Source organism: Actinoplanes sp. NPDC051411, from assembly GCF_040682075.1.
GTDB lineage: Bacteria > Actinomycetota > Actinomycetes > Mycobacteriales > Micromonosporaceae > Actinoplanes.
This window is the reverse complement of record NZ_JBFBAD010000093.1, coordinates 18,517-38,578: the sequence shown is the minus strand read 5'-3', so window position 1 is coordinate 38,578 and position 20,062 is coordinate 18,517. Positions and strand designations below refer to the sequence as shown.

14 protein-coding genes and 1 pseudogene are annotated in these 20,062 nt (G+C 70.2%); 9 read left to right on the top strand and 6 right to left on the bottom strand.

Going from position 1 to position 20,062, the window contains the following annotated elements; translation table 11 throughout:
* Positions 1 to 225: 225 nt before the first annotated feature.
* Positions 226 to 519 (bottom strand): hypothetical protein, encoded by a 294-nt coding sequence (locus tag AB0M88_RS37465; protein ID WP_364110579.1) that lies wholly within the window; start codon positions 517 to 519, stop codon positions 226 to 228.
* Between the two features lie 44 nt (positions 520 to 563).
* Between AB0M88_RS37465 and AB0M88_RS37460 the strand changes: the two genes are divergently transcribed.
* Positions 564 to 995: an FtsX-like permease family protein gene (locus AB0M88_RS37460; protein ID WP_364110578.1), complete on the top strand. Its 432-nt coding sequence runs from the start codon at positions 564 to 566 to the stop codon at positions 993 to 995.
* A gap of 188 nt (positions 996 to 1,183) precedes the next feature.
* Here the strand turns inward: AB0M88_RS37460 and AB0M88_RS37455 are convergent, their stop codons facing one another.
* From AB0M88_RS37455 to AB0M88_RS37445, 3 genes are all read right to left on the bottom strand, one after another.
* Entirely contained in the window at positions 1,184 to 2,062 is an 879-nt protein-coding gene (locus AB0M88_RS37455; protein ID WP_364110577.1) for a ZIP family metal transporter, read from the bottom strand.
* A 562-nt stretch (positions 2,063 to 2,624) separates the two neighbouring features.
* Positions 2,625 to 3,773 carry a HAMP domain-containing sensor histidine kinase gene (locus tag AB0M88_RS37450; RefSeq protein ID WP_364110576.1) on the bottom strand — a complete coding sequence of 383 codons (1,149 nt, stop codon included), beginning with the start codon at positions 3,771 to 3,773 and terminating at the stop codon, positions 2,625 to 2,627.
* Entirely contained in the window at positions 3,757 to 4,434 is a 678-nt protein-coding gene (locus tag AB0M88_RS37445) for a response regulator transcription factor (protein ID WP_364110575.1), read from the bottom strand. The genes AB0M88_RS37450 and AB0M88_RS37445 overlap by 17 nt, the downstream gene beginning before the upstream one ends.
* Before the next feature lie 152 nt (positions 4,435 to 4,586).
* On the opposite strand from AB0M88_RS37445, the gene AB0M88_RS37440 reads away from it, so the two are divergent.
* From AB0M88_RS37440 to AB0M88_RS37425, 4 genes are all read left to right on the top strand, one after another.
* Positions 4,587 to 5,522 (top strand): ATP-binding cassette domain-containing protein, encoded by a 936-nt coding sequence (locus AB0M88_RS37440; RefSeq protein WP_364110574.1) that lies wholly within the window; start codon positions 4,587 to 4,589, stop codon positions 5,520 to 5,522.
* Positions 5,519 to 7,096, top strand: a complete 1,578-nt coding sequence (locus tag AB0M88_RS37435) for an ABC transporter permease subunit (protein ID WP_364110573.1) — start codon at positions 5,519 to 5,521, stop codon at positions 7,094 to 7,096. Before AB0M88_RS37440 ends, AB0M88_RS37435 begins: the two co-directional genes overlap by 4 nt.
* Positions 7,093 to 7,884 (top strand): ABC transporter permease, encoded by a 792-nt coding sequence (locus tag AB0M88_RS37430; protein ID WP_364110572.1) that lies wholly within the window; start codon positions 7,093 to 7,095, stop codon positions 7,882 to 7,884. The genes AB0M88_RS37435 and AB0M88_RS37430 overlap by 4 nt, the downstream gene beginning before the upstream one ends.
* Positions 7,885 to 8,140: 256 nt before the next feature.
* A complete protein-coding gene (locus AB0M88_RS37425; RefSeq protein WP_364110571.1) occupies positions 8,141 to 9,076 on the top strand; it encodes a hypothetical protein in 936 nt (311 codons plus the stop codon).
* Between the two features lie 194 nt (positions 9,077 to 9,270).
* Here AB0M88_RS37425 and AB0M88_RS37420 read toward each other — a convergent pair.
* Positions 9,271 to 9,510 (bottom strand): annotated as a pseudogene (locus AB0M88_RS37420) (FtsX-like permease family protein); the annotation flags it as partial.
* On the opposite strand from AB0M88_RS37420, the gene AB0M88_RS37415 reads away from it, so the two are divergent.
* Positions 9,409 to 10,260, top strand: a complete 852-nt coding sequence (locus AB0M88_RS37415; RefSeq protein ID WP_364110580.1) for an undecaprenyl-diphosphate phosphatase — start codon at positions 9,409 to 9,411, stop codon at positions 10,258 to 10,260. The pseudogene AB0M88_RS37420 and the gene AB0M88_RS37415 overlap by 102 nt on opposite strands.
* A gap of 257 nt (positions 10,261 to 10,517) precedes the next feature.
* On the opposite strand, the gene AB0M88_RS37410 is transcribed toward AB0M88_RS37415, so the two are convergent.
* Positions 10,518 to 11,255 carry a hypothetical protein gene (locus AB0M88_RS37410; protein WP_364110570.1) on the bottom strand — a complete coding sequence of 246 codons (738 nt, stop codon included), beginning with the start codon at positions 11,253 to 11,255 and terminating at the stop codon, positions 10,518 to 10,520.
* Between the two features lie 279 nt (positions 11,256 to 11,534).
* On the opposite strand from AB0M88_RS37410, the gene AB0M88_RS37405 reads away from it, so the two are divergent.
* The 3 genes from AB0M88_RS37405 (at position 11,535) to AB0M88_RS37395 (ending at position 20,039) form a co-directional block, all read left to right on the top strand.
* Positions 11,535 to 12,479 (top strand): aminoglycoside phosphotransferase family protein, encoded by a 945-nt coding sequence (locus AB0M88_RS37405; protein ID WP_364110569.1) that lies wholly within the window; start codon positions 11,535 to 11,537, stop codon positions 12,477 to 12,479.
* 320 nt (positions 12,480 to 12,799) lie between these two features.
* Positions 12,800 to 15,415: a hypothetical protein gene (locus AB0M88_RS37400; protein ID WP_364110568.1), complete on the top strand. Its 2,616-nt coding sequence runs from the start codon at positions 12,800 to 12,802 to the stop codon at positions 15,413 to 15,415.
* Positions 15,402 to 20,039 carry a DUF6603 domain-containing protein gene (locus tag AB0M88_RS37395; RefSeq protein ID WP_364110567.1) on the top strand — a complete coding sequence of 1,546 codons (4,638 nt, stop codon included), beginning with the start codon at positions 15,402 to 15,404 and terminating at the stop codon, positions 20,037 to 20,039. The genes AB0M88_RS37400 and AB0M88_RS37395 overlap by 14 nt, the downstream gene beginning before the upstream one ends.
* The last annotated feature ends 23 nt before the right edge of the window (positions 20,040 to 20,062 follow it).

Sequence of the window (20,062 nt, the reverse complement as noted above, 5' to 3'; positions counted from 1 at the left end):
CTCGTCCTCTCCCGACGCCGATCAACGGCGGTGCGATGGTCGGCGGCGGTTGCCGGCCCGCTGCTGCTCCTGACCCCACTGATCTGGTGGGGTTTCTCACGCCATCACTTGCGTCGAGGGTGCCGGCGCCGCCAGGTCCGCCATTCGGCGACGGCCAGGAAGGTGCCGATCCCCATGAGCAGCGCACCGCCGACCACGAGAAAGCTCCGGTCCATGCCGCGGACGCTATCGCCGCCTTGGTGAGACGACGCTGAATAGCGCGATCAGGCCGCCGCGGCGGGCCAGAATCACCAGATCGATCCGGTCCCGGGCGCCCGGCTTGGCGAGCAGGTGGGCGACGTAGGAGACGCTGAGGATTCGCTGAACCGCCGGGGTGGAACCGCCGGCACGCAGGGTTACCGTGCGGATATGAGCGATCCGCTCGTGAACGGCCTGGGCATCCCGTCGAAGGTGCTGGTCGTCGAGGACGACCAGGGAGTCGGTTCCGGTCTCGCCGGCATCCTCGCAGCGGACGGTCATGAGGTCCGCTGGGCGCGCTGGTCGGCGACAACCTGGAGACCTCGTTGTCGGCAGCTCGCGAGGACGCGATCTATGCCCGGCTGCTGGTTCTGCTGACGCTGGCCTTCGGGATTTTGCTGGCCGCGGCCAGCGCCGGCCTGGTGCTGGTGGTCGGCGCCGCGCAACGGCGGCGCTCGACAAACGCGCTGGCGGTGCTGGGCGCCTCGACCCGTCAGCGGTCCGGGTTCCTCTGGACCGAGGCGCGGGCGTTGACCATCGCCGGCACGGTCGGCGGCCTCGTCGCCGCGGCGGTGCTCGCCGAGGAGTTGATCAAGGTTCTCACCGGCATCTTCGATCCGCCGCCACAGCACCCCGCGATACCGTGGATGTCCGTCATCACACTCCTGCTCGCCGTGGTCGCGAGCGCCGCACTGGCGACGTCGCTGGCCACCCGCTGGGCCGGCCGGGTCGACCCGTCCCGGCTACGAGATCTCTGAGCGCAGGCCACGACGGATGACCCGCCCCTACAGCTTGTAGGAGCGGGTCGAGGTCAGCGACCTGGACCTAGCCGCGCCCACGGCCGCCGACCTCAGGGTGATCACGGTGGCCGTGGGTCCGGCAGGCCATTCTGGACGAGGCGAGGACAGGCGTACTGGACCCGAATCCGCGAGTCTGCCGATCTGGATCAGGCGCCGCCGGCGGTGACGATCGCGTCGGTGAGGAAACCGGCCAGCAGGCCGATCAGCAGGCCCCACGTGGTGATCTCCTTCGCTCCCATCTTGCGGGCGACGGCGAGCAGCTCGATCACGACGTACAGGATCGAGCCGGCCGCCACGGCCAGGAAGGCGACGGAGACGGTCTCGTCGGTGAAGCGCTGCCCGACCAGCGTGCCGAGGAAGGTGGGGCCGCCACCGATCAGGCCGAGCGTCGTGAGGTAGCCCCACGAGGGGCGGCTGCCGGCGGCGGCCAGCGGGGCGACGATGCCGAAGCCCTCGGTCGCGTTGTGCAGGCCGAACCCGACGATGAGCAGCACCGCGAGGGCGATCTCGCCGGAGGCGGCGGAGTTGCCGATGGCGAGGCCTTCGGCGAAGTTGTGCAGCCCGATCCCCGTAGCGATCATGAGGGCCAGTTGGCCCGCCGGGCTGCGCCGGCCGGCCGGCTCGGGCGCCGGGGCGAGCGGGGCCGGGGCGGGGCCGGCGACGCCGCCGGCCGGCACCGCGACGGGTTGGGGAGCGGTGACCGCGACCGGGCGGCCGGCGCCGCCTCGATGGGCCACCCACCGGTCGAAATAGACCAGGCCGAGCAGCCCGGCGCCGAGCCCGGCGGCCAGGACGACGCCGTTGCCGGCGGCGGCACCGTAGCGGTGCTCGCCCAGCGCGCCGTCGATCGGCTCCCAGGCGTGCGCGAGGACGTCCCAGAGCAGGAACAGCAGGATGCCGACCGCGACCGCGTTGAGCAGCGCCCGCAGCCGCGGTGCCGGGTTCCGCAGCCGCCCGACGGGCAGTCCCAGGAAGATGGTGAACCCGGCGATGGCGCCCAACAGGGCGATCTTGCTGGCGGACATGGGTGCTCCCGACGCGACGGATGACAGCGAGGGCAGGCTAACCTAATCCCCGGCTACCTACAACTCGTAGGCCTGATGGGACGGCCAAGTCACCGCGCCGCACGGCCTGGTAATCCGCGCGGGCGGCCCGGCCGGCCGGGCGACGCCCATCTCAGCCCTCAGCACGGTCGCCACCTTCCTGACCCGCGCCAACTTCTGGATCGCGGACGCCGAACGCTTCGGCGCGACGCTCAGCGAACACGGCGACGCGATCTACCAGGACATCACCCGGTTCAGCGACACCCAGCCGGTGCGCGGCTGGTCCGCAGTGATCTCGTAACGCCCTTGCAACGACGAAGCTGCGGTCCGGCCGCGCCCACGACCAGAGCCAGACGCCGCCGGAGCGGCCCCTGACGGCCTGGCTCGCCTGCAGGGAAAGTCCTGATCGAGCGGACGAAAGCAGGCCGCAGCTACGCGTATTGGGGCGGTCAACGATGCCGCGGCAACAGCGGCGAGGCGTCGCTGCGGTGGCCGGCTGTTGCGGTGATGCGGTGATGCGGTCGCAGCTTTCCGACCACGTGAGTCATCGCGACGTATCGGGTGGTGGAAAGACGACCTGGATGTCGAGGCCACCGTTTGGGCGGGCGTGGGTGGTGAGTGTGGCGCCGTGCGCAACGGCGATGGCGCGCACGATGGCAAGGCCGAGTCCATGCCCTTCGTCGTGTTGGATCCGCTGGGTGCCGAGCTGCCGGAAGGGCTCGAACAGGTGCTCCACCTCGTTCGCGGGAACGATCGTTCCGGTGTTGCCGACCGACAGGACCGCACCGGCGGTTCCGGTGGCCGTGCGGATCTCGGCGTGCCCGCCGGGCACGTTGTGCCGCAGGGCGTTGTCGACGAGGTTGCTGACCAGGCTTTGCGTCAGGCTGGGGTCGCCGGTGACGGGGGCCGCGGCGAGAGTGGCGTCGAGCCGGATGCCGCGCCGCTCGGCCTCCGGGCCGCGGGTGAGGAGCACGGTGGCGGCGACGTCGGCGAGGTCGACGGGTTGCGGTCGCTGCAGTCCGCGTTGGCTGTTGGCCAGGGTGAGCAGTGCCGCGATGAGGCGCTCCTGCCGCTCGCCGAGCTCGAGCAGCTCTTCACAGGTCGCCTGCAATGTCTCCACGGTCGGGGCGGGGTCGGTGATCGCGACCTGGAGCAGAGCCCGACCAGCACTGAGCGGGGTACGCAGCTCGTGTGAGGCGTTGGCGATGAAGTGCCGTTGTGCCTCGAATGAGGCTTCGAGGCGGGCGAACAGGGCGTCGAGGGTCTCGCCGAGTTGGGTGAACTCGTCGTGGTCGCCGTGCAGGCCCAGGCGGCGGTGCAGGTTGGTGGCCGAGATGTCCCGCGCAGTGCCGATGATGGTGCGCAACGGTCGGACGAAGCGGCCGGCGATCAGCCAACCGAGCGCGAGCGAGAACGCGGCGATGACCGCGAATGCCATGAGCAGTCCGCCGAACTTCTCCCAGCCGATGGATCCGGAGACGAAACCGGAATGCCCGCTCGTGGCCGGCGCCGGTTGATTCGGTGCGCGTTGCCAGGTGCGGTGTACGAGCACGCCGGGTGCGAGAAGGTAGGTGCTGCCGAGAATCGCGATGACCGAGGTACAGACGAGGGCGGCGTACAGCAGGGCCATCCGCATCCGTAGGGCGGGCCGGAAAAGGACGGTGTTGGATATCCGGTCAGGCAACGGAGGCATCTGGTTCTCCGATCCGGTACCCGCCGTCGCGGACGGTATCGATGACGGTTGGCTCGCCGAGTTTGGCCCGCAGCCGGTACATCGTCTGCTTGACCGCGGTGGTGAAGGGGTCGGCGGCCTCGTCCCAGACCCGTTCCAGGAGTTCTTCGGTGGAGACCACCCGGCCTGCGCGGGTGAGCAGGTGTTCCAGGACGGCGAATTCCTTGGCGCTGAGCGGGAGGCGCTGCCCGGCCCGATACGCGGTCCGGCTGCTGGGGTCGAGGCGGATGTCGCCGTGATGCAGCACTGGGGGTACCGGCGGCGTGGCGCGGCGGGCGAGGGCGCGTACGCGGGCGATCAGTTCGGGGAAGTCGAACGGTTTGGTCAGGTAGTCGTCGGCGCCCATGCCGAGACCTTCCACTCGGTCGTGGAGGCTGTCGGCGACGGTGAGCATGAGGATCCGGCTGGGTGAGCGAGCTGCGGCCAACTGGCGGCAGATCTGATCGCCATGCACGCCGGGGAGGTCCCGGTCCAGCACCACGACGTCGTAGCCGGTCAGTGCCAGGTGGCTGAGCGCGGAGCTGCCGTCGTACACGACGTCGACGGCCATGCCCTCGCGCCGCAGCCCGGTCACGATCGCCCGGGCCATGGGCTCGAAGTCTTCGACAACCAGCACTCTCACGGCGGGCCCGTTCCTTCACACAGCGGTTGACCTGCCCAAGCATGCCAGGTCGCGGGTCTCAGCCAGGTATCAGCCGCGCGCACCGTGCCGAGACCGGCGCCGGCGTACAACGAGCGGCGAAGCGGAATTCCCGGACACAGAAGGACGATCGGATGACTGAGGCAACCATTGAAGTCACCGGGCTGCGCAAGCGGTTCGGCGACACGGTGGCACTGGACGCGATGACATTCACGGTCAACCCGGGACGGGTCACCGCGTTCATCGGCCCGAACGGGGCCGGAAAGTCCACCACGATGCGGGTGACGCTCGGACTTGACCGCGCGGACGAGGGCAGCGCCCTGATCGGCGGGCGGCCCTACCGGAGTCTGCGCCACCCGATGCACGACGTCGGGGCGCTGCTGGACGCGGCGGCGGTACATCCGGCCCGCAGCGGGCGCAATCATCTGCTGTGGCAGGCCCACTCGCAGGGACTGCCCGCGCGGCGGGTGGACGAGGTGCTCGCGCAGACCGGCATGGCCGGCCCGGCCCGGCGCAAGGCCGGCGGCTACTCGCTCGGGATGCGGCAGCGGCTGGGCATCGCCGGCGCCCTGCTCGGCGATCCACCGGTGCTCATGCTGGACGAGCCGTTCAACGGCCTGGACCCCGAGGGCATCGTGTGGATGCGCTCCTTCCTGCGGGCGCTGGCCGCCGAGGGGCGCGCCGTGCTGGTCTCCAGCCACCTGATGAGCGAACTGCAGGACACCGCCGCCCACCTCGTCATCGTCGGCCGCGGCCGGGTCATCGCCGACACCAGCGTCGCGGACCTCATCGCCGCCGCCTCCGGGGACCGGGTCACGGTCCGGACCACCGCCCGCTGGGACGCGATGACCGCGCTGAAGAACGCGGGCGGCACAGCGGCCGCCACCAGCGCCGACACCATCACCGTCGGCGGGCTGCCGGCGGAGCGGGTCGTTGCGGTGCTCGGCGCGGACCGGGTGGCGTTCTCCGAGGTGTCGGCGCACCGGGCGACGTTGGAGGAGGCCTACCTGGAGCTGACCCGCGACGTGGTGGAGTTCCGGGCGGCCACGGCAAGGGAGGCGGCGCAGTGACCGCCACCGTAACGCCGTACCGGTCCACCGTGCCGGCCGGACGAGCCGGCTTGACCCAACTGATCCGGGCCGAATGGACCAAATTCCGCACCGTGCGTGGCTGGGTCATCGCCGCCACCGCCGGAGCCGTGGTCATGGTGGCACTCGGGCTGCTGATCGCCAACGGCAACGACAGCACCGTCCAGACCAGCCCGGACAGCCCGGCCGTCCCCGGGCATCCCTACATCCCGACCGGGCCAGGCGGCGAGGCGGTCAACGACTCCTTCTACCTCGTCCACCAGACGCTGGACGGCGACGGCAGCATCACCACCCGGGTCAGCGCGCTGACCGCACGCAGACAAGCCCGTGGCACCGACGGGTCGATCGCGTCGGTACCGGCGGACAGTCTCCCGACGTGGGCGAAGGCCGGACTGATCATCAAGGCGAACACCGGCCAGGGATCCGTGTACGCGGCGATCATGGTGACCGCCGGACACGGGGTCCGGATGCAGTACAACTACATCCACGACATCGCCGGCCCGACCGGTACCGTGTCGATCGCCAGCCCGCGCTGGCTGCGGCTGGTCCGTACCGGCCAGACCATCGACGGGTACGCGTCGCTGAACGGCAGCAGCTGGACCCGGGTGGGCACGGTGCGTCTGCCCGGCCTGCCGCGCAGCGTCCCGGCCGGCATGTTCGCCGCCACCCCCAGCCAGTCGGCCGTCCTCGCGCAGGGCCTGGCCAGCTCCTCCGTGGGCAGCGGCGCCGTCGTGGCCACCGCCACATTGGACAAGCCGGACCTTGAGGGTGCCTGGTCTACACCGGGCTGGACCGGGACCGCGATCCATTCCGCGACGGACAACACCGCCGGCTCCGGATTCCAGCAGACCGACACTATGTACACGGTGACCGGTAGCGGTGACATCGGACCGTACGTCGACACCGGAGGCACTCCGGGGCAACTGCTCACCGGCGGCTTCGCCGCGCTGATCGTGCTGACGGTCTTGGGGGTTGTGTTCGTCACCACCGAGTACCGGCGCGGCCTGATCCGCACCAGCCTGCTGCTGAGCCCGCGCCGCGGCCGGGTGCTGGCCGCCAAGGCGGTGGTCCTTGGTGCGGTCGCGTTCGTGACCGCGCTGCTCGCGGCCGCGATCACGGTTCCGGTCGGCGAGCACCTGGAGGCGGCCAAGGGCAGCTTCGTCGAGCCGATCAGCGCGCTCACCGAGGCCCGCGTCATCGTCGGTACCGCGGCGTTGCTCGCGGTGGCGGCCGTGCTCGCCCTGGCCGTCGGTACCATGCTGCGACGCGGCGCCGCCGCCGTCGCCGTCGTCATCGTGCTGGTGGCACTGCCGAACCTGCTCGGCATCGCCGGTGTGCTGCCGACCGGCGCATCGCAGTGGGTGCTGCGGCTCATGCCCGCCGCCGCGCTCGCCGTGCAACAGACCGTCCCCGCATACGCTCAGGTGGACCAGACCTACAGCCCGATGCATGGGTTCTACCCGCTTTCGCCGTGGGTCGGGTTCGCGGTGCTCTGCGTCTGGACCGCCCTGGCCCTGGCAGCCGCCGGCTACCTGCTGCGCCGCCGAGACGCATGAGCGCAACCAGCATGGGGACCGCGCTGCACGCGGAGTGGACAAAGCTGCGCACAGTGGCCGGTACCGGCTGGCTGCTGCTGGCCGCGGCGGTCCTGACGGCCGGGCTGAGCGCCGCCTCGCTCGCCGCCACCCGCTGCCCGGCCGGCAACTGCGGTGTCGACGCCACCAAGCTCAGCCTCACGGGCGTCCAGCTCGGGCAGGCCGTCGTCGCGATGCTCGCGGTGCTGGCCGTCAGCAACGAATACAGCACCGGCATGATCCATACCACGTTGACCGCGATGCCCAGGCGCACCACGGTACTGGCGGCGAAGGCCACCATCCTCACCTCTGCCGTTCTCATGGCCGCGCCGGTCGGGGTGCTGGGCAGTGTGCTGGCCGGGCGGCTCATCCTGCCCGGCCATGGCTTCACCACGGCCCGGGGCTACCCGCCGCTCTCAATCGGCGACGGGCCCACGCTGCGCGCTGCCGCCGGCTCGGTCCTCTACCTGGCCCTCATCGCCCTGCTCAGCGTCGGCATCGCCACCCTGGTGCGTGACTCCGCCGCGGCCATCGGCACCGTGCTGGGCCTGCTCTACCTCTTCCCGATCGTGTTGCAGGTGGTCACCGACCCCACCCTGAAGCGGCACCTCCAGCAGATCGCACCCAGCAACGCCGGCCTCACCATCCAAGCCACCGTCGACCTGCACAGCCTGCCCATCGGCCCATGGGCGGGCCTTGGCGTGCTGGCCGCCTGGGCCGCCGGTGCGCTGCTCGCCGGCGGCGCCCTGCTGCACCTCCGCGACGCATAAGCCCTGCTGCACCTCCGCGACGCATAAGCCCTGCTGCACCTCCGCGACGCATAAACAGCGTCGCATCAGCCGCCACCGCCCCCGCTGACGCGGGACGACCAAGAAACGGAGACCACCCGATGCGACGTCGCAACTTCCTGGCAGGCGCCGGGACAACCATGCTGGCCGGCAGCGCCCTGGCCGGTTCGGCGCCGGTCGGTCCGCCCGGAGCCGCGGACGCACCCGCCGCAACAGGGCCCGGGGTGCTCAGGACGCCATGTTGGCAGCCTTCGACACGTATCCGATAGTGGGCGGGTTGAGCCCGTCACACGGCGTCCGGAACATCGACGAATTCCTCATCTCCCTGGTAGGCAACCCCCGCCTGCCGTACGTCGTGACCGACATCGTCGCGGAGAACGGCAACTCGCTGTACCAACCCCTGGTGGACGAGTACATCGCAGGCGCGGACATACCACTCGCCGAGGTACGGCAGGCGTGGCGCAACGACCTGAACGCGGCCGGCGGCTACTCAACCTTCTACGAACAGCTCTACCCCCTGGTACGCCGGATCAACCAACGGCTGCCCCGGGCGAGGAAGCTGCGGATCCTGGCGCCCGAACCACCGATCGACTGGAGCAAAGTGACGGGCCCCGCCGACTTCTACCCGTTCCTCGACGACCGGGACCAGCACATCGCCTCCATCCTGGAGAACGAGGTGCTCGCCAAGCGACGCAAGGCCCTCATCCTCATAGGCACCGGCCACCTACGGCACGGCACCGGCGCCGCCGCGATCTACGAGCAGACCTATCCGAACTCCACCTTCGTCATCACCGGCCATCTGGGGTTCGCGAAGGACAACGTTGTACTGGAACGGCGCATGGCGTCCTGGCCCGTACCCTCGCTGGCCACCTTCCACGGGACCTGGCTGGGCGAGTTGGACTCCTCCTACTTCTCGCTGCCTGGAGACGCGCCGCTGGACCCGGGCAAGGGCTACCCGGGAATCGACGGCTACCTGTACCTCGGCCCCCGCGACTTCCTCATGCACCAACCCCTATCGGCCCGGGCCATCCTCGACAAGGACTTCACTACGGAACTCGAGCGGCGGGCCACCGTGGTACAGGTTCCTTCGGACGCGCCATGGTGGCCGTCGGTTCTCTTCCAGCAGGAAGCGTCATCGAGCGTCTTGTTCTACGATCCTGACCAGCACACATGAGGTATCCGCTGCCAGGACCTCACCGATGATCAAGACGCTCCCAACCGCCGATCGGTTCGGCAACCGGGCCGCCGGCCCACCGCGGTAAGACCTCGCTCCCGTACGCCTGGGTCCAGTGGCGGTGATGCGGCCGCTGCCGCGGATGCGCCATCAGGCGCGGCGGGCCGCCGCGACAGTGACTTCACTGACGGGTGTCATGGCGCGGCGAGCGCTTCTGTCGGGGTGAGGCGGGCGGCCCGGATCGCCGGGTAGAGGCCGGCCATCCCGCCGATCAGCACGGTGGCACCGGCCGCGCCGCCGGTGGCCCAGGCGGGCACGACCGCCGGCCATCCCTGGGCGCCGGCGTACCCGGCCGTGACGGTGACGCCGACCAGCACCCCGGCGACGCCGCCGAGGGCGGAGAGCAACAGCGACTCGGCGAGGAACTGCAGGCGCTTCTCGTCTTCTTCTGGCGGGACTGGCTGCGGATACTCGGGGGATTCGTCTCCTCCGTCCGATACCGCCGCGTGAGCACGCCCGAGGAGCGCCTCGCCTGGATGATCGTGCTCGCCACGATCCCGGTCGGGATCACCGGCCTGTTGCTCGAACACACCTTCCGCACCTACCTGGCCCACCCTGAACCAGCCGCGGTCTTCCTGATGCTCAACGGTCTGATCCTGCTCGGCGCGGAACGCCGGCGCCGGCGTGCGTCCCGGGCTCAATCACCCGCCGCCGCGGCGGCCGGCGGATCGGAGGGCGCGCGTCGCGGCCACACCTTGGTCGACGTCCAGGACCGTACGCCCGGCGACCCGGACGAACGACTCGCGACCGGTTCGTTCTGGCGCGCGGTGCAGATCGGGTGCGCCCAGATCCTCGCCCTGCTGCCCGGCATCAGCCGCTCCGGCGCGACGATGGGCGCCGGCCTGCTCAAGGGCCTCTCGCACGAGGACGCGGCTCGATTCTCGTTCCTGCTGGCCACCCCGGTCATCCTGGCTGCCGGCGTCCTGAAGCTCCCCGACCTGTTCGGCCCGCTCGGCGCCGGCATCCACGGCCAGGTTCTGGCGGGAAGCCTGGCCTCGTTCATCGCCGCATACCTGGCGGTGCGGTTCCTGACCCGGTATTTCGAACGCCGGACCCTGACCCCGTTCGCGATCTACTGCATCGTCGCCGGGCTGGGCAGCCTCGTCTGGCTCACTGTGGGCTGAAGCAGCCGCATATCTTCTCGCGTAATACGCTCCGCGATATAACGATGGACAGAGTAGTGATTAGGTGACGATCTTGGCCGTTGGTCTGAGCCAGGTCTGCTGGTCCGTCGTCCGGTCGTGCGTGCCCATGGGTCATGGTCACGTCCGTTGTCGTGCGGGTGGTCGTCGTTATGCCTTTCTCAGGACGGCACGCCGTGATTTGACCTCTGGACCTGGTATGGCAGCCGCAACGGCGCGTCGCAGCCTCGGGCGTCCCGTCACAGGCGGTGTATCTCGAAGTACACGATCCGCGCCAGGAGAAACGCATACAGGTTGATGACGAGCATGGTCGCCGTTGGAAGCAGCCTCTGGACGACCCAGCTGTCCGAGAACTGCTGCAGCCACTGGATGCGCCGAACGAAGGCGGCGCTGGCCGTACCAAGCGCAACGAGCGAGTAGAGCCACGTCGTGGCGATGAAGATGAAGGTGAACATCGTGATGATGTTCCCGGCGTTGCTCAGGTAGTCCGCGAAGGGCGTTTCGGTTTCGTGGTTCGGTTTCCCGAGCAGCGCGGGCGCGACGCGGATGCTGACCAAAGCGCCCAGCGCCGCACCCACGCCGGCCCGGTTCAGCACGGCCGCCGCGAACTTCTTGACCGCCTCAGAGCTTCTGGCCAGGGCCAAACTGTAGAGGAGCGTGGTGAGCGTCGAGAAGCACAGCGCCGTTACGCCCGCGACGATCCATGGGACGACGTTACGTACCGTGCCGTGGACGGACGTCGGGTCGGCGATCGCCAATGGCCACTTCCAAGCCGCCAGGATGACGACGAAGGCCAACGCGTACGTCAGAAGTCCCGGATGCGTCGCCCGCTCCATGAGCCGGTCGAACCGTTCCGCGCTCGCCTTCCGCTCCTCGTCGCCGCCATTGGGGGTCACCGCGGTGTCGGGTTTGCCGCTGCGCGCCGTCGATCGTTGCTTGCGTGGACGATCTCCTCGCCGACCGTTCCGCCTACTCAAACATCGCTCCTCGAGCGTCCGGGGTCAGGGGTCGAGCGCTTGGCACCGCTTCCGATGTACACGATGCGCGCAACACGGCTACGACGCGACGCCGAACAAAATACCCGGAAGCCACACTGAGTCGATGCATGAGCCTGGCGGCCGGGGGCGTCGCTTTCAGCTGCTCCAGCGTGTCTGTCGCCGGCGGTCGACCAAGCCTCAACCGGCAGCCCGGGTCACTGCCTCTGGCGGTTAGAAAGCCCTTATCGCCGCAGGCCCGTGACGAATAGGCTCGCGCTCATGACCGACGGCGACTGGAGGGATGGCGGGTTCAGGCAGCGCCGGCCCTCCGTGGAGACTCTCGCCTGGGTTGCCGCGTCGATGGGCCGAGGCAGTCGCGTCGTTGGTCGTCGCCGGTTGACCGGTGGCGTCTGTTCGGCCGTGAATCGGCTGACTGTCGAGCGACGTGGAAGGCGAACGTTCGTCGTACTGCGGCAGTACCCGGGCGGGCTCGGCCTGCAGGAGAACTTGGAGAAGGAGATCGTCAACCTTGGTGTGGTGGCGGGCAGCGGGCTCCCGGTTCCGAGTCTCCTGGCCGCTGATGTTGCTGGCGCTTCGACGGGAGGCGCGCCATCGTTGCTGATGACCCGGCTGCGGGGGCATGTTCACCTCAATCCGGCGGAGCCTCGGTCGTGGATGACGAGGATCGCGGAGATTGCCGTATTGCTGCATTCCCTCGATCTGCCCGCGAAGACGTTCCGACCTTGGACGGATTCTTGGATCGCTCCTCTGGACGGGTTTCGGGTGCCGGTCGACGCACGGAAGCCGGCTGTGTGGAAGGCGGCGTTCGGTGTCATGGCGGCGCCGCCGCCGAAGGACACTGCCGTCTTTCTGCACTGCGATCTCCTGCCTGTCAACATGCTGTGGTCGCGCGGGAGGATTACCGGACTGACCGACTGGAACTCCATCCATCGGGGGTCGCGCGCGATTGACGTCGGACACTGCCGGCGATACTTGGCGGCGCTCTACTCGCCCGAGTGGTCGGAGCAGCTCCGGTCGCTCTACGAGTCGATCGCCGGGGTGACTCTCGATCCGTGGTGGGACCTGTATGCCCTGCTGCACTATGACGACAGCGGGCCGAAGTGGATCCGTGGTCAGGTCGCCGGGCGCCGTCCCATCGATGTGCCCGGCATGACATCCCGGGTCGAGGCCGCTGTCGAGACAGCGCTACGGCGCCTGGGATAACTGCGGGTTCCTGCTGGTCGCCAGGTTGCGACCCGTGGGCTGGTGACAACAATGGCGGCCGCGCTGGGTGGCACCTGCTCAACATCGGTGCGGAACCGCGTTTCAGCCCGGTGTCAGCGCCGCTTCAGCGCTCGGAAATACGGTCGGGGGCCAACGGAGCGACAAGGGGGGCGCTAACCGTGGCCAATCCACCGCCAGTAGTTGACGACCTTGTGCTTTTCCCGCACTGCGACCTGCATCTCGCGACCGGGAACGCCCCGGCGCTGGAGCTGCAGGTGTGGCAGCGCCAAACCGATACCACCGATGCGTCCCGTTACAAGATGACGCCGGTCCCGTTCACGAACCTGCACTTCGCGTTCCTCGCGCCTTACCTCGACACCGGTCACCGGCTCGACAATCTGCCGACCGCCGTGCAGGGTGCGAGCGCCACCAGCGTGCGGCTGACCGCGACGACCCCCGGCATCTACCTGTTCCAGATCCGCCTCGACCAGCAGTACATCGTGGCCCGGCTGCAGGTGCACCGCACGATCGAGTCCTGGTGGTTCGGGGCGGAGTCGATCACGACCGCCCAGGACCAGTTCGCGCACGCCCAGCCGTCGATCTTCGCCCGGTTCAGCGACGACACGGACACCGGAGCCGACCTGATCGGCGACATCACCGGCCACGGTTTCGTGCAGCTGACTTCGACGGACGCGTCGACGTTCACGGTTACGGGCCAGGGACGGCTGCTCGGTCTGAAGCCGACCGATCCCGGGGCCGACAACGACCACATCCCCAAGGTGCGGGGCCAGTTCCTCGGGGCCACTGCCGCCATTCCGGTACGTGTCGTCGACTACAACACGCCGCGTACGGACCTGCAGGCGGTTGCCGCGCCGGGCTATGCCCAGGCCCCGGACCGGCAGAATCTGCTGTTCCTGGCGGAAGGGTTTCTCAACGAGGATCGGGACCTCTTCGACAAGATCGTGGCACGCGTCCAGCAGGAGCTGTTCACCAAGCAGCGCCACCAGCCGTACGGCCTGCTGAAGGACAGCTTCAACGTCTTCAAACATTTCCTGCCGTCGCGTCAGCGGGCGCTGACCCCCGCCTTCCGGGTGCTGGACAGGCCCCTCGTGCAGAACGGTAAGCAGGTGCTGCCGCAGGGCGCACCGTTCCCGCCCGACGACCCGTTCCCGAATACTTTTTCGCCCCAGCAGCTCGTGGCGTTCGTGGGCCTTCCCCGGCGAGGCGAGAACCGGGATCCCGCGGTCCTGCGGAACCTCTGGCGCGCCCAGGGCCTGACCGCGCCGCCGTCGACGTTCAACCCGGACAACGTGTCGGACGACCTGATCCGGGCCTGGCAGCAGGAGTCGCCCGGCATCGTCCAGGCCCGCGACACCGTCTTCGGGCTCCAACTCGGGCGGCGGCTCGCCGACCGCGCCTCCTCGCGGTTCCCCGACGGCATCCATCAGGATCAGCCTCCCGGCGACGACGGCACCATGACCATGGCCGTCTTCGTCAAGCGGCTGTACGAGTTCTGGAACCCGCAGCGCGTGGCGCACCGGGAGATCCGCAACGACCCGCGCCGCCACCCACCGGAGCTGTACGCCCTCGCGGATCAGAAGGCCCAGACCGAGCCGACCAACCCGAACAACGCGGTCGCGCGCCTCTTCGGCGGGCTGCAGTTCTCGGCCGCCGGCCACACGTTCCCGATCGGGCAGCAGTGGGCGCCGAAGGACACCCAGTTCCAGCGCAGTCGCGGCCTGGTCGCGATCATCGTCCTCGACGACTTCCACAGCGGCCGCAACATCAACAACTTCAGCATGACCGCGCAGAGCGTCAACGGTAAAACGGTCCTCTCCGTCGCCTACACGAACCCGAGCGACCCGCGGGAGCTGCCGCGCACCGTGGACGGCGTCTCCGTCGACTTCGACGACGTCATCAACAAGGTGGGGCACGAGATCGGGCACAGCTTCAACCTCGGCGACGAGAACGAGGACTTCCCGGGCGCCGAGCCCAGGGATCCGGCCGGCGCGGTGGACCAGGACCTCGCCGGATTCGACAACATCGCGATTCTCGCGTCGATCAAGCCGCGCCCGCCCCAGACCGTCCCGCCCTCGCCGGCGACCAGCCCGATCGACCCGGACCGGGTCAAGTGGCTCACCCTGCCGCGCATGGCGTTCTCGTCGCGGGTGGTGACGCCGACCGACAACCTCCCCAACGGCAACATCCTGGTCACCATCGATCCGGCCGACGTCGGCCAGTGGGTCCAGGCGCGGGCGGACTTCCCGAACCTGCTGGTGTCCCTGCGCCTGATCACGATTGACGGACTGCCCAATCAGCAGCTTCCGCTCGGCGACCTCATCGAGGGGCTGTCGATCGTCGGCGACATCGACGAGTCCGCCGGTCAGATCACGCTCACCGGCGCGGCGATCCCGAAACCGACGCCCACCTTCTTCGCGGGGTCCGTGCTCTTCGTGCCGCTCGGTAACAACACCGGCACGCCGCTGCTCGCGGCCGACCGCAAGGTGCTGGCGCACATGCGCTCCACGCTGCAGCCGCTCAACCCGAACAAGGACAAGACGAAGGCCTCCAACGTGCCCGAGGACCCGGAGAGCTTCGACGGGTTCCGCGCGCCCTGCAAGGCGTACCGGGTGATCGGCGTCTACGAGGGAGCCCTGCATCAGGCGGCCGGCCGCTACCGCCCGGCCGGCGCCTGCAAAATGCGCAACCACGCCACCGAGGACTCGGATCCGGGCAGCACCACCACCGGGGGCACCGTCGTGACCATCTCCGGGTTCAAGCGGGGCAAGGACGAGAACCGCAACAAGGACGACGGCGCCGAGTACTGCTTCGTCTGCAAGTGGCTGATCGTCAACCGTGTCGACCCTGGCATGCACCGCATCCTGTCCGACAAGTTCTATCCGACCGCGAAGTCGAGCGAAGATGACGACATCTGAGCAGGGCACCATCGAGACTGTCCTGGCCGAGGTCGGCCAGGCGCTGCTGCCGCTGCGCGCGGCGCTGAGCTCCGCCGACGCCTTCGCCGGCTTCGTGCAGGAGCTGGGCTGGCAGGTCAGCGCCATCCCGCAGCCGCTGACCGGCGTCGCCGCCGCCGTGACGACGCTGTACGACGCGCTGCGCCGCCTGCTCGGCGACGGCGGCCTCAACCTCGGCGGCGGCCTCGGAAACCCGCGGCAGGCCCGGTTCTCACCCGACGAAGTGGCCCGGACGCTGACTGCCGTCCAGGGCGTCGTCTCCGGCATCCGGGCGGTCTCGGCCGCCCCGGCGTCCCAGTTCCCGCCGGCGCTGGTCGCCGACAACTTCCCGGCGCTCTTCCCCGGCCAGCTCCTCGATCACCTGATCATCACCTATCTGCAGCGCTTCCGCCCGCGCCTGGCGTTCGCCCTGCGCGCGTTCGGCGTGATCAAGGCGACCTACACGCCGCCCGCGGGCAACCGCCCGGCCTACACCCGGCTCAGCCTCGACGTCGCCGACCTGCCTCGCGTGCTCAGCGACCCGTCACAGGTGCTGCGCAACGCGTTCGGCTGGGGCACCGCCGACTTCGACTTCAGTGCCTTCGCCTCCCAGGTCGACAACCTGGTGAGCACGCTCGGCGTCGACGTCCGGGCCGAGGCGGTGGTGGCCGGCACCGCCGAGGCCGTCCGCGGACTCCCCGGCGAGCCGGGCGACGCGCCGGTCGGCGCCCTGCGCGGCGTCGTCTTCACCCGCTCGGACGCGAACACCAGCATGTCGGCCGACATCCGGCTGATCGAGGTGCCGTCGGATCCGCCGGGTTTCGCCCTGCTGCCCTCGTTCGACGGCGTCCTCGGGTTCCGCTTCGAGCTCGGGCCGGACATCACCGTCACGATCCGCAGCGATCTCGACCTCAACGGCGGCATCGGCATCGTCGTCCGGCCGGGCCGGGGCGTCGACATGATCCTCGGCTTCGAGTCGGACGCCGGGGTGCCCGTGCACGACACCGGCGCCATCGAGGTCCTCGCCGAGCGTACGGGTGAGGGCAAAGAGCCGGTGCTGGTGCTCGGTAAACCCGGCGGGACCCGGCTCGAGTTCACGACCGTGGCCGGAACCGGGGGTGTGCGGCTCGACGGCGACGACGTGGACCCGTTCGCCGAGTTCGAGCTCAAGGGGCTGAAGTTCGTCTTCCGGCCCGACGACGCCGACGGGTTCATCGGGGCGTTGCTGCCCGCGGACGGGTTCAGTGTCGGCGGCGACCTCGCGGTCGGGGTGTCGCACCGGAACGGGTTCTACTTCCGGGGTACGTCCAACCTGGAGATTCAGATTCCGGCGCGCGAGCGGATCGGCCCGGTCGAGGTTCAAGGGTTCACCGTGTCCGCGGCGCCGTCGGGCGGCGATCTGCCGATCAGCCTCGGTGCGAGCTTCAAGGCGACGCTCGGGCCGATCACCGCGGTCGTCGACCGGATCGGGCTCACCGCGGTGATCAGCGGGAAGCCGAACCACGACGGGAACCTCGGGCCGGTCGACGTCTCGCTCGGGTTCAAGCCGCCGGCCGGCGCCGGCCTCAGCATCGACGTGGGGGTCGTCGCCGGCGGCGGGTTCCTCTCGTACGACCCGGCGCGCGGTGAGTACGCGGGCGCGATGGCACTGGAGTTCGCGGGCTTCCTCGAACTGCAGGCGATCGGGCTGATCAGCACCCGTATGCCCGACGGGTCATCCGGCTTCTCGCTGCTGGCGGTCATCACCGCCGAGTTCGGGACCGGCATTCAGCTCGGGCTCGGGTTCACGCTGCAGGCGGTCGGCGGGCTCATCGGGCTCAACCGCGGCATGAACCTGCAGGCGCTGAGCCAGGGCGTGCAGACCGGTGCCATCGAGACCGTGATGTTCCCGCGCGACGTGATCGCCAACGCGCCGCGGATCCTGTCCGACCTCAACGCGTTCTTCCCGCCCGAGCAGGGCACGTTCCTGATCGGGCCGATGGCGAAGATCGCCTGGGGCACGCCGCCGCTGGTCACGCTGTCGCTGGCACTTGTCATCGAGGTGCCCGGCAACATCGCGGTGCTGGGCGTGCTCCGGGCGATCCTGCCGAGCCCGCGGCTGCCGCTGGTGACGATCCAGGTCGCGTTCGCGGGCGCCCTCGAGCCGGACAAGAACCGGCTGTGGTTCAGCGCCCGGCTGTTCGACTCCAACGTGCTCGGCCTTCCCCTCGACGGCGGGATGGGCCTGCTCGTCGCGTGGGGCGACAACCAGGACCTGATCATCACGGTCGGCGGGTTCCACCCGTCGTACCGGCCGCCGCAGCTGCCCTTCGCGGTGCCGGACCGGCTCGCGGTCGACCTGCTCAACGACGACGGTCAGCTGATCCGGCTCTCCGGCTACTTCGCGATCACCAGCAACACCATCCAGTTCGGCGGCGACCTGCACATCAAGCTCGGCTTCGACGACTTCGGCATCGAGGGCCACCTCGGCGTCGACGCCCTGTTCCAGCGGTCGCCGTTCCGGTTCAGCGGCGCCAGCCGCGGCAGCCTCTCGCTCAAGGCGTTCGGCGTCGGCCTGTTCCACATCGACCTGCGCTTCCAGCTGGAGGGGCCGTCGCCGTACCACGCCAAGGGCCGCGGCTCGATCGGGTTCCTCTTCTTCGAGATCTCGGCCGACTTCGACCTGACCTGGTCCGACCCGATCACCACCACGCTGCCGTCGATCCTCGTGCTGCCGTTGCTGGCCGGCGAGATCGTCAAGCCCGAGGGCTGGCAGACGCACCTGCCGACCGGCAGCGGCAAGTCGCTGGTCACCCTGCGGCGGCTGCCCGACAGCGACGACCTGGTCCTGCACCCGCTCGGCACGCTGACGATCCGGCAGCGGGCGCTGCCGCTCAACGTACGCATCGACCGGGTCGGCGGGCAGGTGGCGGCCGACGGCAGGCAGTTCAGCGTCGACCCGGTCGTGGGCAGCGGCCTGCGGCGGCTGTCGGTGCCGGGCGACAAGTTCGCGATGGGCCAGTTCCAGGACCTCAGCGACGCCGACCGGCTCTCCCGGCCCGGCTACGAGACCCAGGACGCGGGGCTCGAGCTGGGTGCCGACGGCACCGCGCTGAAAACGGCCCGGGTGGTTCGGCGCAGCGCCCGCTACGAACTGCACGTCGTGGACAGCGGCGCGCCGGCGGGTCCGCGGGCGGCCCGGCGGCGGACGGCGCTGGCCGCGGGCGGGGGTGCGGCACCGGTCACGCGTTTTCACGACATCAACGGGGCGCTCTTCGACCAGCTGCTCAGCGGCAGCAGCACCAGCCGCGGCCCGTTGTCGCAGCGGGAGGCCTCGCTGCGCCAGCCGTTCCCGGCCGACGAGACCGTGACGGTCGGCGACCAGCGGTTCGTCGTCGCCTACGTCCGCAGCAACATCCAGGCGTTCCCGCCCGCGACCTTCCGCAGCCAGGCGGCCGCGGCCGGCGCGCTCGCCGGGTTCGTCGCCGCCGACCCCGCCCTCGACGGCCGGCTGCACGTCATCCCGGCCGCCGAGGCCGCCGCGCCGCCCGCGGTCCCCGACACCTGGACCGACGCGGGCACGCTGCCCGCGCCGGCGTCCGGCGTGGACGCGGTCGTGCTCGGCAGCGGGCGGGTGCTGATCGCCGGGGTCACCACGGCCCTGTTCGACCCGACCGGCAACTCCTGGTCCGCCGGGCCGGCGCCCACGACTGCCCGCGAACTGCACACGACCACGCTGCTGGGCGACGGCCGGGTGCTGATCGCGGGCGGCCGGGACGTCGACGGTACGGCGCTCGACTCGGCCGAGCTCTACGACCCGGCCACCAACGCCTGGTCGAGGCTTCCGGGCCGGCTCGGGAGTGCCCGGTTCGGCCACACCGCGACGGTGATCACGGGTGGACGGGTGCTGGTCGCCGGCGGCACGGGTGCCTCCGGGAGCGCGCTGGACACGGTGGAGCTGTTCGACCCGGATGCGCGTAGCTGGTCTCCCGCTGAGCCGATGCTCGACGCCCGCAGCGGTCACCGGGCCGTGCCGCTCGACGCCGGCCGCGTCCTGGTCGTCGGCGGTGCCCGGCCGACCGGCGAGGGTGACGCCGCCGCGCTGGCCTACTGCGAGGTGTACGCCGTCGGTCCGGGAACCTGGTCGGCGACCGGCAGCCTCGCCACCGCGCGCAAGGGCCACCAGGCCACCCCGCTCGGCGCGGGCCGGGTCCTCGTCACCGGCGGCGATGCGGTCACCGCGTCCGACGGCACCTACGACCCGCACAGCCTCGCCACCGCCGAGCTGTTCGACCCCCATGACGGCACCTGGTCGCCGGCCGCGCCGATGCCGGGCGGCCGCACCGGGCACCGCGGGCTGCTCACCGGCTCCGGCCTCGTGCTGGTGCTCGGCGGCACCGGCGGTCCCGAGCAGACGGCCGGCTTCCGGTACGTGGCCGCCTACGACCCGGCCGGCGACCGCTGGACCACCCGCGCCGGGATGCGCACCGGGCGCTCGGCGTTCGCGATCGCCGAGCTCGCCGACACCCGGGTGCTGGTCGCCGGCGGTGTCGCGGCGTCCGGTGCGGGGGCGCCCGGTCCCGACTTCTCGGATCCGGCCACGACAGCAGAGGCCCTGATCCCGTGACGACCAGACGAAGGGTTACCACG